This window comes from Thermus sp. FJN-A, assembly GCF_054655095.1.
Window position 1 is genome coordinate 94,083 of the sequence record NZ_BAAHSC010000167.1, and the last position, 11,044, is coordinate 105,126.

The following is an 11,044-nucleotide window of genomic DNA, read 5'->3' on the forward strand; positions in this document are numbered from 1 at the left end:
CCTTGGCTTTCACACCGCTTTTATGGGCGTGGAATAGGTGTGGGGCATGGAGGGCCTCTACCGACTCCTCTACGCCCTGGCCTGGGTGGGCCTCCCCTTGGGCATGGGGCTTCAGGTCTGGGCGCGCCCCCCTTCGGGCTGGGAGTGGGCCTTCTACCCCCCTTTCGCCCTCCTCTTCCTCTGGGCCCTCTGGCGGGGCCCCAGGGGGGCTCCCCGGCTTTTGGTGCACGCCCTCGCCCTCTACCTCCTCTTCGAGGCCTGGAGGGGCCGGGAGATGGGGTGGGTGGCGGGCTTCTGGTCCCCGGCCCTTTACCTCCTCGCCGCCTTCGCCTACCCCTTGCCCCGGGCCCTGGCGGTGGGCCTCCTTTGGGGAGGGGCCCTGGCCCTCCTCCTGGGGCTGGAGGCCCCGGGGGTCTTGTGGGCCCACTTCGCCCTGGCCCAGGGGGTCCTCTTGGCCCTCACCCTGCTCCTCGCCCGCTTCCGGGAGGCCTACGGCCAGGCCCGCTTCTGGCGGGAGCAGGCCCTCACCGACCCCCTCACCGGCCTGCCCAACCGGCGGGCCTTGGAGATGAGCCTGGAGCGGGAGGCGGCCCGGGTGGAGCGGGGGGCGCGGCCCTTCAGCCTGGTCCTCCTGGACCTGGACGACTTCAAGGGCATCAACGACGCCAAGGGGCACGCGGAGGGGGACCGGGTGCTTAAGGAGGTGGCCCGCTACCTCAGGGGACACGTGCGCAAGGGGGACCTGGTGGGGCGGTGGGGCGGGGAGGAGTTTGCCCTCCTCCTGCCGGAGACGGACCTAAAGCAGGCGGACTGCCTGGCCCGGCGCCTGCAGGAGGGGTTGTCCCGCCTGGGCTATCCCGCGAGCTTCGGGGTGGCCCCCTACCAGGGGGACCTCCAGGACCTCTTCCTGCGGGCGGACCGGGCCCTTTACCGGGCCAAGGCCTTGGGCAAGAACCGGGTGGAGGGAAGCCCGGGGGAAGCCTAAGGGAGCCGGTAGCCCGCCTGGCGCAAGACCTCCCTGGCGGTTTCCTTTTCTTCCCGGGTGGCGAAGGAGAGCCGTATGGCCCCCGCCTCCTCCCGGACGGTGAGCACCTCGATGTCCTTGATGTTGACCCCGGCCTCGCCCAGGGCGGTGGCGATCCTGGCGATCTGTCCGGGGCGGTCGGGGACCTGGACCACCAGGTCGTGCATCTCGGGAAGGAGGCTACGGCGCACGATGGGGAGGCTATCCCGGGTGCGCTTGGCGGCCTCGGCCACCTCCAGGAGCGCCTCGGGCTCGTCCAAAAGCCCCTCCAGTTCCCCGAGGGCCGCCCGCAACTCCTCTATGGCCCCCTTCAGGGCCTCCTTGTTCTCCACCACCATGTCCCGGCTCATGCGGGGGCTTCCCGAGGCCACCCGGGTGAGGTCGCGGAAGCCCCCCGCCGCCAGGAAGATGAGGAGGTCCTTGTGGGGGCTTTGCGCCACCATGCGGTTCAGGGCTACGGCCAGGAGGTAGGGGAGGTGGGAGACCCGGGCCACCAGCTCGTCGTGGAGGCCTGGGGGTAGCTCCAGGGGGTAGGCCCCCAGGGCCTCCACCAGGCGGCGCACCGCCTCCTTGGCCCTGGGGCTCGTCCTTTCCGTGGGGGTGAGGACCCAGATGGCGTTTTGCAGGAGGCCCGCGTGGGCGTTTTCCACCCCCGCCTTCTCGCTTCCCGCCATGGGGTGGCCCCCCAGGTAGTGGGGGAGAAGGCCCTCCAAGGCGGCCACCACCTTGCCCTTCACGCTTCCCACATCGGTCCAGAGGCTATCCGGGTGGGCCAAGGGGGCGAGGGCCCTTCCCAGGGCGGGCAGGGCCCCCACGGGGGCGGCCAGGATGCCCAGGGAAAGCTCCCTCACCCACGGGCCCGGCTCCGCGTGGACCCGGTCCACCACCCCCAGGAAGAGGGCCTTCTCCAGGGCGCTCGGGTCTTGGTCGTAGGCGTGGACCTCCTCGGCCAGGAAGCGCTCCTTGAGCCCCAGGGCCACGCTTCCCCCCAGGAGGCCCACCCCGAAGATCCCCACCTTGCCGAAGAGGGGCCTCATCCCAGGACCGGGGCGGCGAGGGTCTTGCCCAAGGCCTCGGCCAGGCGGCGGGCCTTGTCCATGAGCTCGGCGAACTCGTGCTCGTGGAGCTGTTGCGCGGCGTCGGAGAGGGCCTTCTCCGGCTCGGGGTGGGTCTCCACGATGAGGCCGTCGGCCCCCGCCGCCAGGCCCGCCAGGGCCAGGGGGATGACCCAGTCCCTCTTGCCCGCCGGGTGGGAGGGGTCCACCCAGACGGGGAGGTGGGTCCAGCTCTTGAGGACGGGCACCGCCGCCACGTCCAGGGTGAAGCGGGTGGCCTTCTCAAAGGTGCGGATGCCCCGCTCCACCAGGATCACCCGCATGTTGCCCCGGGAGAGGATGTACTCCGCGCTCATGAGGAATTCCTCCAGGGTCATGCTCATCCCCCGCTTGAGGAGGACGGGCTTGCCCGCCTCCCCCACCGCCTGGAGGAGGGGGAAGTTCTGGGCGTTGCGGGCGCCGATCTGCAGGGCGTCCGCGTACGCCGCCACCAGCTCCACCTGCTCCGGGGAGAGGACCTCGGTGACGATGGGGAGGCCGGTCTCCTTGCGGGCCTCGGCCAGGATCTTGAGCCCCTCCACGCCCAGGCCCTGGAAGGCGTAGGGGCTCGTGCGGGGCTTGAAGGCCCCGCCCCGGAGCATGGCTCCCCCGTGCTTCTTCACGAAGCGGGCGGCCCTCAGGGTCTGCTCCAAGGACTCCACGCCACAGGGGCCCGCCGCCACCATCACGTGCCCGTCCCCCGTTTTGCCCGTGGGGAACTCCAAGACGGTGGGGAAGGGCTGGACCTCGAGGCTCGCCAGCTTCCAAGGCCTGGAGATGGGAATGACCTCGGCCACCCCCGGCAAGGCCCGGAAGTGCTCCATGAGCTCGGGGGTGGGGCCTTTGCCGATGGCCCCCACCAGGGTGGTTTCCACCCCCCGGGAAAGGTGGGGGCGGTAGCCCACCTTCTCTATCTCCCGCACCACCTCCTGCAGCTCCTCCTCCGTGTGCCCCCGCTTCATCACGATCAGCATGGCTCTCCTCCCAAAAGCTTTGGGCGCCCCTTCTGGGGCGCCCTTTTCGCGGTATAAGCCTACGCGAACCGCAGGGCGCCCCCGGCGGGATAATAAAAGCCGAAGTAGCGCCCACGGGTCCACATAGTTGGCTTAGAGTGTAAGGCCAAGGGGCTCTTCCCGTCAAGGTGGCCCTACGCGTGGGATACCGCCTCGGCCCAGGCCCCGGATGGGTCCAGGTACCTGCCCGGGGCCACGCCGCGGGGGGCCAGGAGGCCGTAGCCCAAGAGCCCCGTGGCCCCTTCCGGGGCCTTGCGCCTTCCCGCCCAGGTGTTCGCTCCCACGTGGTGGTGGTAACCGTCCCAGGCGAAGAAGAGGGCCCCGGGGTAGGTGCGCAAGGTGACGGCCATGCCCAGCTTCCCCGCGAAGAAGGCCTCGGCCTCCCTAAGGTCCGGCACGTGGAGGTGGATGTGCCCAAGCCGGGTTTCCGGAGGAAGGGGGCCCGGATTGGGGTTTTCGGCCAGGAGCCTCTCCAAGTCAAGGGGTGCCGTGAACATCAAGGGCCCCTTGGGCCACTCCCCTTGGGGCCGGTCCCAATAGAGCTCCAGGCCGTTTCCCTCGGGGTCGCGGAAGTAGAGGGCCTCCGAGACCCCGTGGTCCGCGGCCCCCTCAAAGTGGACCCCGGCCTCCAAGAGCCTGCGGAAGACCCCGGCCAAGGCCTTGCGGTCCGGCAGGAGGAGGGCAAAGTGGTAGAGGCCCACCGAGGGGTAGGGCCTGAGGGGGGCCTGAGGGTCATGGATTAGCTCCAGGAAGAAGCCCTGCCCTGGGGGAAATAGGCGGTAGCGGGGTGGCTCGGCCTCCAGGGTTAGGCCCAAGAGGTCCCGGTAGAAGGCGAGGGCGGCCCCCAGGTCCTTGACCCGGAGGCTCAAGGAGAGGAGCCGCCCAAGGTGCCTCACGCGCCCACGGCCTCCTTCGCCCGCACCGCCTGGGTGTCCACGCTGAAGCGTACCTCCTCGCCCACCAGGACGCCCCCGGTCTCCAGGGGCACGTTCCAGGTGAGGCCGAAGTCCTTCCGGTTCAGCCTCCCCTCAAAGTGGGCGGCGATGCGCTCGTTGCCCCAGGGATCCTTGGCGGGGCCAGAGGTTTCCACCTCGAAGGCCAGGGGCCGGGTCACGCCCCGGATGGCCACCTCCCCCTCCACCCGGTAGCGCCCTTCCCCAAGAGGCGTGATCCGCTCGCCCTTGAACACGATTTCGGGATGGTTCGCCACGTCCAGGAAGTCGGGCGAGCGCAGGTGGTTGTCCCGGTCGGGCACGCCGGTGTGGATGCTCCCCGCGTCCAAACGGGCCTCCACCCGGACGGGCCTGCCGCTCTCGTCCGTCTCCACATACCCCTCCTTGAGGCCCACCGTCCCCCTCACCGTGGCGATCATCAGGTGCCGCACGGCGAACTCCACGCTGGTGTGGGTGGGGTCTAGGTTCCAACGCATCCTTACCTCCTCGGGCCCTGGGCCCAGGGCCATATTATCCAGAGCGCTATAGAAAGTCAAGCGCTATTCGGGGTAGTACACGGGGGCAAAGGGGAGGCCCAGGGCCTCGGCGAAGGCCTTCAGGCCCAAGCGGTCGGGCTCCTCCAGGTGGTAGCGGAAGTTCCAGAGGTAGTGCTCCATGAGGGCGGGGTGGATGCCGAGCCTTAGGGCCTCGGCGAGGGCCACCTCCTTAAGCCGTCCCAGGCCTTCCCGCCGGGCCCGCCTCAGGGCCTCCACCAGGGCCTTGGGGGGAGGGTTCTCCTTGCGGTAGGCCCAGACGGCGAAGACGAAGGGGAGCCGGGTGCGGTCAAACCACAGCATGGAGAGGTCCACCACCTGTACCTCGCCGAAGCGGGTGGGGAGGGCGTGGGGGGTCGGGGGGAGCTCTGGGAGGAGGTCGGCGTAGGTCTTCACCGCCCGGTCGCCGATGAGGAGGACGCCATCGTAGGCCTCCAGGAGCTCGAGCCCCCCCTCGGCCCGCCGGTAGACGGGAAAGATGCCCCTCTCCCCGAGGAGGAGCTGGAGCAGGGCCACGCTGGTGGCGCTCTCCGTGGTGAGGGCCACCCGCTCTAACGTTTCCAGCCTCCCCCGGTGGAAGAGGTTCACCGAGTACACCCGCCCCAGGACGGCCACGGAGAAGTCCGGGAGGAGGCCCAAGGCCTCCTGGTGCTCCAGGTAGAAGTAGCTGGAGACCAGGGAAAGCCCTACCTCCCCCGCAAGCACCAGGCGGTTGAGCTCCGCGGGCACGGCGTAGAGGACCTGAAAGCCCTCGGGCCTCAGGAAGCGGTGGAGGGGTGCCACGTTGGCGTAGCGGGGAAGGCCGAGGACGTAGGGCCTCACGCCTCCACCCGGTCCCAGACCCGCACCTCCCGGTAGAGGGCGTCCCGCTCCACGGGGAGGCGGCCCGCCGCCAGGATGATCCGGGCGAGCTCCCGCTTGGTGAGGCCCTTGGGCGTGGGGCTTCCCGCCATGTGGACGATCCTCTCCTCAATGAGGGTGCCGTCTATGTCCGTCACCCCCCAGTCCAGGGAGACCTGGGCCAGCTCCGGGGTCAGGGTGGCCCAGTACCCCTTGATGTGGGGGAAGTTGTCCAGGTAGAGCCGGGCTACGGCCAGGTTGCGGAGGTCGTCCAGCCCCGTGGTGAACTCCCGCTTGCCGAGTTCCCGGGCGAGCTGGTTCCCGTCGGGCTGGAAGGCTAGGGGGATGAAGCTCATGAAGCCCCCCGTCTCGTCCTGGAGGCGGCGCAGGCGGTCCATGTGGTCTAGGCGCTCCTCCAGGGTTTCTATGTGGCCGTAGAGCATGGTGGCGTTGGTGGGGATGCCGAGCTCGTGGGCGGTGCGGTGGATGGCAAGCCACCCCTCCGCGGAGACCTTGGCCCGGGCGATTTTCCTGCGCACCCTTTCGGCGAAGATCTCCGCCCCGCCCCCCGGCATGGCGTCCAGGCCCGCCTCCTTTAGGGCCTCCAGGACCTCCCGGTAGGGGAGGCGGGCGATCTTGGAGAAGTGGTGGATCTCCGCCGCGGTCCAGGCCTTCACCTGCACCCCGGGGAAGCTCTCCTTGAGGGCCCGCACCAGGTCCAGGTAGTAGGAGAAGGGCCTTTTGGGGTGGTGGCCCGCGGTCATGTGGATCTCGGTGAGGCCGGGCTGGTAGCGCTCCCTCACCCAGGCCACCACCTCCTCCACGTCAAAGTCCCAGGCCCCTTCCTCGCCGAAGCGCCTTTGGAAGGCGCAGAAGGTGCAGCCCACGTAGCAGATGTTGGTCTGGGAGACGCGGATGGAGTGGACGAAGTAGGTCCTGTGCCCGTGCTTCCGCTCCCGCACCAGGTTGGCCAGGCGCATGAGGGTGGGGAGGTCCTGGGTCTCGTAGAGGACGAGCCCCTCCGCGAAGGAAAGCCGCTTCCCCTCCATCACCTTCTCGGCGATGGGCAGGAGGCGGGGGTCCTTGATCCCCTTCACGGCAAGGAGTCTACTCCCTGGGCGAAGCGGCTGACCAGGGCCTCCACCTCCTTCCGCCTTCCCCCCACGCTCTTTTGCGGCAGCAGGTTCCGCAGGTAGCGGTCCGTGAGGAGGAGGTCCACGTAGGGGTAGACGGTGGCGGCCATCACCGCGTCCAGGAGGTCGGAGGGGCGGGGCTTGCGGTGGAGGTCGGAGGCCATGCGGGCGAGGAGGTGGGCCAGGAGGCGCACGAAGGGCACCTCGCCCAGGCCCGTGCGGCCTTTCACCTCACGGAGGGCGGTTTCCGCGGCCTCGCGGTAGGGGAGGCCCCGGAGGGCCTCGAGGAGGCCCTGGAAAGGGCCGAGGTCGGCGGGGGAGGCCCAGCTTCCCCCCGTCCAGAGCAGGTCCTCCCGGAATAGCCCCCGGGCCTGCCTGGCGGCCACCTCCTGCCAGGGCCGCACCCAAAGCCCCCCGCCCAGGGCGGCGAAGACCTCCTGGAGCACGGGAAGCAGGTAGCCCGCCTTCTCCTCGGGCCCCCGCACCGGGTGCAGGGTTTCCAGCACGTGGAAGGGGCTCGGCGGGGCCAGGACCTTCCCCTTTAGGGCCTGGAAGAGCCGCCCGAAGGGCTCGTGCCCCCGCTGGCCCAGGAGGTGCTTGGCCATGCGGCTGGCGTAGTTTTGGTCCAGGTAGACCAGCACCTACCCTTTCTCCCGGCTGAGCCAGAGGGCGGCGGCCAGGAGGGCTACCCCCCCGGCGAAGAGGAGGAAGTCCAGGGCCCCTTGGGGCTTAAAGCCCATGGCCCTTTCAAAGAACTTCACCACCAGGATCATGACGATGACCTGGCCGAGCTTTCCCTTCAGGTCGGCGAGGCTTTTTATCGCCAGGACGTTTTCCATGGGGAGGTCCAGCTCGCGCAGGAAGAGCTCGAAGAGGCCCAGGCCGAAGATGAGGAAGATGGCCGCCAAAAGGGCCAGGTCCACGGCCCCCACCAGGGCGGGGAGGGCGGCCTCGAGGTCCTTTCCCAGGGCGTTTAGGGCCTCCACGAGGGCGTGCCAGGCGAAGTAGACGGCCCCGAGGAGGAGCCCCGCCACGGGCAGGAGCATGATCCAGCGCACCAGGTTGGCCAAGGTCTCCCAGCGCATAGGCCTATAGCCTACGGGATGTAGGGGATGGTTTCGGGCGTCCCGGTGGAGGCCCTTTCCACCAGGAGGGGTTCAAAGCGCACCTCCCGGGGCGGGCCCGCGTAGCCCTGCATCCGCTCCAGGAGGAGCTGGGCGGCCCTGGTCCCCATGGCCTCCACGGGCTGGGCGATGGTGGAAAGCCCCACCTCCTCGGTGAAGGGGTGGCCGTCAAAGCCGAGCACCCGCACCTCCCGGCCCACGGCCAGGCCCAGGCGCTCCGCCTCCTCCAGGACCCCTAAGGCCACCTGGTCCGCCCCGGCGAAGACGTTGATGGGGGGGGAGCTCCTTTCCAGGAAGTGGCGGAGGGCCAGCCTCCCCCCTTCCTGGGAGAGGCGGGTGGTGTAGAGGTGGTCCTGGGGGAAGGGGCGCCCCGCCTCCTGCAACGCCTCTTGGAACCCAGCCATGCGTTCGGCGAAGACGGTGTGGCGGAAGGCCTGGTCGGGTTCCTCCTCCACCTTGATGGCGAAGATGGCCCCGGGGAAGCGGGCCAGGTACTCCCCCGCGAGCCGTCCCCCCAGGCGGTTGTCCAGGTAGACGGAGTCGTACCGGGGGTTTTGCGCGTCCACCAGGACCACCGGGCGGTCCGTGGGCAGGCGCCCCTCCTCGAAGTGCTCCGTGAGGTCGTAAGAGGCCAGGATGAGGCCGTCGGTGAGGTAGGCCAGGGTGGTGCTCTCCAGGTAGCGCCGAAGCCTGGCCTGGGAGAGGATGGGGAAGAGGGCCAGGTCGTAGCGCTTTTCCAGGAGGACGCCCTCGAGGCCCTCGAGGAGCCTGCGGTAGAACTCCGTGGCCACGAAGGGCAGGAGGATGCTCACGGTGTAGCTCCTTCCGCCGGCGATGCGCCGGGCGTGGGGGTTGGGGGCGTAGCCCAGCTCCTCCATGGCCCTTAAGACCCGGGCCCGGGTCTCCGGGCGCACCGCCGGGTGGTTGTTGAGCACCCGGCTCACCGTGCCCAGGCCCACACCGGCCCGGGCGGCCACCTCGTGGATGGTGGGCTTTTTCCCTCTCATAGCCTGGTCCTCTGGTGCCCGGGGGTGGAAGCGCTTCATGGAAACTTCCATCCTCAGGATAGGACAAACGGGGGCGGTCTGCAAGAATGGAGGCGTGGCCTACGTGCTCCTGGCCTACCTTTTGGGCTCCTTGGTGGGGGGGCTTCTCCTCTTCCCGGAGGTGCGGGGCCAGGACCTCCCCGGGGGCTCGGGGGTCTTCCGCCGTAAGGGGCCCCTGGCCGCGGCCCTGGTGGTCCTGGTGGACCTGGGCAAGGGGGCCTTGGCCGCCCTCCTCGCCCCCGAGGCCTGGCGCCCCTTGGCGGGGGCGGCGGTGGTGGCGGGGCACACCTGGCCCCTCTTCTTCCGCTTCCGGGGGGGTGGGGGCATCGCCCCTTCCCTGGGCTTCTTCCTGGTCTGGTTCCCCCGGGAGACCCTCTTGGCCACCCTCCTGGGGCTTCTCGTGGCCGGGGTCTACCACGGCCTCCACTGGCGTTTCCACCGGCGGGGCATCTACCCCATCCCCTTCGGCGCCCTCTTCGGGTACCTCGCCCTCCTCCTCCTGGTCCCAGGGGAGGGCAGGCTGGGGGCGGTCCTGGTGGCGGGGGTGGTGGCCCTCCGGGGCCTGCAAATCCTTAAGGGAAGATGGTAGCTTTAGGGCATGAAGATCCTGCGCTTTAACGAGGGCCGCTGGGGGATCCTGGAAGGGGAGATGGTGCTGGAAACCGATGGCCCCGGGGGTAACCCCACGGGAAGGCGCTACGACCTGGCCTCGGTGCGCCTCCTGGTGCCCGCCACGCCCAGCAAGATCGTCTGCGTGGGGCGAAACTACCGGGAGCACATCCGGGAGATGGGGCACGACTTCGGCCAGGACCTCCCCAAGGAACCGGGCCTGTTCCTCAAGGCCCCCAACGCCCTGGCCCACCCGGCCAACCCCCGGGACCCGGGGAACACGGGGGAGGCGGTGCCCTACCCGGCCTTTACCCAGGAGCTCCACTACGAGGGGGAGCTCGCCGTGGTCATCGGGGACCGGATGCGGAACGTTCCCCCCGAGAGGGCCCTGGACCACGTCTTGGGCTACACCATCGCCGTGGACATCACCGCCCGGGACGCCCAGAAGAAGGACCTGCAGTGGGTGCGGGCCAAGAGCGCGGACAAGTTCTTGCCCCTGGGGCCCTGGATTGAGACCGACCTGGACCCGCAGAACACCTGGGTGCGCACCTACGTGAACGAGGAACTCCGCCAGGAGGGGCACACCTCCCAGATGATCTTCAGCGTGGCGGAGATCCTTGCCTATATCTCGGGCTTCATGACCCTGGAGCCCTTGGACGTGGTCCTCACCGGCACCCCGGAAGGGGTGGGGGCCCTGAACCCGGGGGACCGGATTGAGGTGGCGGTGGAGGGGATCGGCACCCTGCACACCCGCATCGGACCCAAGGAGGAGCCCCGGTGGTGAAGGTGCTGGACCTCCGCTTCCAAGGGGTGGCGCGGGTCATCGCCAGCTTCCTCCTGGAGACCCCTGAGGGGCCTGTCCTCATCGAGACCGGCCCGGAGAGCACCTATCCCCGCCTGGTGGAAGCCTTGCGGGCCGAGGGGGTGGAGCCTGAGGAGGTGCGCCACGTCTTCGTCACCCACATCCACCTGGACCACGCCGGGGCGGCCTGGCGCCTGGCGGAAAAGGGGGCCACGGTCTACGTGCACCCCAAGGGGGCCCCGCACCTGGTGGACCCCTCCCGGCTTTTGGCCTCGGCGGGGCGCATCTATGGGGAGATGCTCAAGCCCCTTTGGGGGGAGCTTAAGGGCATCCCCCCCGGGAGGGTGCGGGTCCTGGCGGACGGGGAGCGGGTGGACCTGGGGGGGGTTGGGGTCCAGGCCGTGGAGACCCTGGGCCACGCGGCCCACCACCACGCCTACCTGGTGGAGGGGGTGCTCTTCACCGGGGACATCGCCGGGGTGCGCATCGCCCCTGGGCCGGTCCTCCCCCCCACCCCGCCCCCCGACATCCACCTGGAGAGCTGGTACCACGCCCTGGACCGCATCCTGGCCCTCAGGCCGGAGGCCCTTTACCTCACCCACTTCGGGGCCTACGGGGACGTGGAGGACCACCTGCAGACCCTGCGCCAGGCCTTGGAGGACTGGGCGGGCTGGACCTTAAGCCGCCTCAGGGAGGGGGTTTCCCTGGAGGCCATGATCCCCCGCTTCGAGGCCTACTGGCGGGAGAACCTCCAGAGGGCCGGGGTGGATGAGGCGGGGATGCGCCTTTATGAGCTGGCCGATCCCCCCTACATGAACCTGCAGGGCCTCGTGCGCTACTGGCAGAAGCACCACCCGGAGGCCCTGGGGTAAG

At 69.7% G+C, this 11,044-nt stretch carries 13 protein-coding genes; 4 read left to right on the forward strand and 9 right to left on the reverse strand.

Going from position 1 to position 11,044, the window contains the following annotated elements; translation table 11 throughout:
• Positions 1-46 precede the first annotated feature (46 nt).
• Positions 47-985 carry a GGDEF domain-containing protein gene (locus ACYQ0J_RS03475; RefSeq protein WP_460170784.1) on the forward strand — a complete coding sequence of 313 codons (939 nt, stop codon included), beginning with the start codon at positions 47-49 and terminating at the stop codon, positions 983-985.
• Here ACYQ0J_RS03475 and ACYQ0J_RS03480 read toward each other — a convergent pair.
• The 9 genes from ACYQ0J_RS03480 to ACYQ0J_RS03520 all read right to left on the reverse strand — a co-directional run bounded on the left by ACYQ0J_RS03480 (position 982) and on the right by ACYQ0J_RS03520 (position 8,721).
• The gene (locus ACYQ0J_RS03480) at positions 982-2,061 is read right to left on the reverse strand and encodes a prephenate dehydrogenase/arogenate dehydrogenase family protein (RefSeq protein ID WP_460170785.1); all 1,080 of its coding nucleotides are present in this window, start codon (positions 2,059-2,061) and stop codon (positions 982-984) included. The two genes, ACYQ0J_RS03475 and ACYQ0J_RS03480, sit on opposite strands and share 4 nt — an antisense overlap.
• Positions 2,058-3,092: a 3-deoxy-7-phosphoheptulonate synthase gene (gene aroF, locus ACYQ0J_RS03485; RefSeq protein ID WP_460170786.1), complete on the reverse strand. Its 1,035-nt coding sequence runs from the start codon at positions 3,090-3,092 to the stop codon at positions 2,058-2,060. The genes ACYQ0J_RS03480 and aroF overlap by 4 nt, the downstream gene beginning before the upstream one ends.
• 173 nt (positions 3,093-3,265) lie before the next feature.
• A complete protein-coding gene (locus ACYQ0J_RS03490) occupies positions 3,266-4,027 on the reverse strand; it encodes a VOC family protein (RefSeq protein ID WP_460170787.1) in 762 nt (253 codons plus the stop codon).
• Positions 4,024-4,560 carry a YceI family protein gene (locus tag ACYQ0J_RS03495; RefSeq protein ID WP_460170788.1) on the reverse strand — a complete coding sequence of 179 codons (537 nt, stop codon included), beginning with the start codon at positions 4,558-4,560 and terminating at the stop codon, positions 4,024-4,026. The genes ACYQ0J_RS03490 and ACYQ0J_RS03495 overlap by 4 nt, the downstream gene beginning before the upstream one ends.
• 63 nt (positions 4,561-4,623) lie before the next feature.
• A complete protein-coding gene (locus ACYQ0J_RS03500) occupies positions 4,624-5,439 on the reverse strand; it encodes a menaquinone biosynthetic enzyme MqnA/MqnD family protein (protein ID WP_460170789.1) in 816 nt (271 codons plus the stop codon).
• The gene (gene mqnE / locus ACYQ0J_RS03505; protein ID WP_460170790.1) at positions 5,436-6,554 is read right to left on the reverse strand and encodes an aminofutalosine synthase MqnE; all 1,119 of its coding nucleotides are present in this window, start codon (positions 6,552-6,554) and stop codon (positions 5,436-5,438) included. The genes ACYQ0J_RS03500 and mqnE overlap by 4 nt, the downstream gene beginning before the upstream one ends.
• Positions 6,551-7,231 carry a hypothetical protein gene (locus ACYQ0J_RS03510; protein ID WP_460170791.1) on the reverse strand — a complete coding sequence of 227 codons (681 nt, stop codon included), beginning with the start codon at positions 7,229-7,231 and terminating at the stop codon, positions 6,551-6,553. The genes mqnE and ACYQ0J_RS03510 overlap by 4 nt, the downstream gene beginning before the upstream one ends.
• Positions 7,232-7,675, reverse strand: a complete 444-nt coding sequence (locus ACYQ0J_RS03515) for a YqhA family protein (RefSeq protein ID WP_460170792.1) — start codon at positions 7,673-7,675, stop codon at positions 7,232-7,234. It abuts the gene before it with no gap.
• An 11-nt stretch (positions 7,676-7,686) separates the two neighbouring features.
• Positions 7,687-8,721, reverse strand: coding sequence for a LacI family DNA-binding transcriptional regulator (locus tag ACYQ0J_RS03520; protein WP_460170793.1), 1,035 nt, complete (start codon positions 8,719-8,721; stop codon positions 7,687-7,689).
• Positions 8,722-8,815: 94 nt separating this feature from the next.
• Between ACYQ0J_RS03520 and ACYQ0J_RS03525 the strand changes: the two genes are divergently transcribed.
• From ACYQ0J_RS03525 to ACYQ0J_RS03535, 3 genes are read left to right on the forward strand one after another with little or no spacing between them, the layout of a single operon-like run.
• The gene (locus ACYQ0J_RS03525) at positions 8,816-9,349 is read left to right on the forward strand and encodes a glycerol-3-phosphate acyltransferase (protein WP_460170794.1); all 534 of its coding nucleotides are present in this window, start codon (positions 8,816-8,818) and stop codon (positions 9,347-9,349) included.
• 9 nt (positions 9,350-9,358) lie between these two features.
• Complete coding sequence (locus ACYQ0J_RS03530; protein WP_460170795.1) at positions 9,359-10,153, forward strand: fumarylacetoacetate hydrolase family protein; 795 nt, start codon at positions 9,359-9,361, stop codon at positions 10,151-10,153.
• Positions 10,147-11,043, forward strand: a complete 897-nt coding sequence (locus tag ACYQ0J_RS03535) for an MBL fold metallo-hydrolase (RefSeq protein WP_460170796.1) — start codon at positions 10,147-10,149, stop codon at positions 11,041-11,043. Before ACYQ0J_RS03530 ends, ACYQ0J_RS03535 begins: the two co-directional genes overlap by 7 nt.
• Position 11,044 lies beyond the last annotated feature (1 nt).

Bases quoted from the DNA above. Each gene is read 5' to 3' on its own strand.
- ACYQ0J_RS03530 (WP_460170795.1), top strand. From the start codon at position 9,359: ATGAAGATCCTGCGCTTTAACGAGGGCCGCTGGGGGATCCTGGAAGGG.
- aroF (WP_460170786.1), bottom strand. From the start codon at position 3,092: ATGCTGATCGTGATGAAGCGGGGGCACACGGAGGAGGAGCTGCAGGAG.
- ACYQ0J_RS03475 (WP_460170784.1), top strand. From the start codon at position 47: ATGGAGGGCCTCTACCGACTCCTCTACGCCCTGGCCTGGGTGGGCCTC.
- ACYQ0J_RS03520 (WP_460170793.1), bottom strand. From the start codon at position 8,721: ATGAGAGGGAAAAAGCCCACCATCCACGAGGTGGCCGCCCGGGCCGGT.
- ACYQ0J_RS03480 (WP_460170785.1), bottom strand. From the start codon at position 2,061: ATGAGGCCCCTCTTCGGCAAGGTGGGGATCTTCGGGGTGGGCCTCCTG.
- ACYQ0J_RS03515 (WP_460170792.1), bottom strand. From the start codon at position 7,675: ATGCGCTGGGAGACCTTGGCCAACCTGGTGCGCTGGATCATGCTCCTG.
- ACYQ0J_RS03495 (WP_460170788.1), bottom strand. From the start codon at position 4,560: ATGCGTTGGAACCTAGACCCCACCCACACCAGCGTGGAGTTCGCCGTG.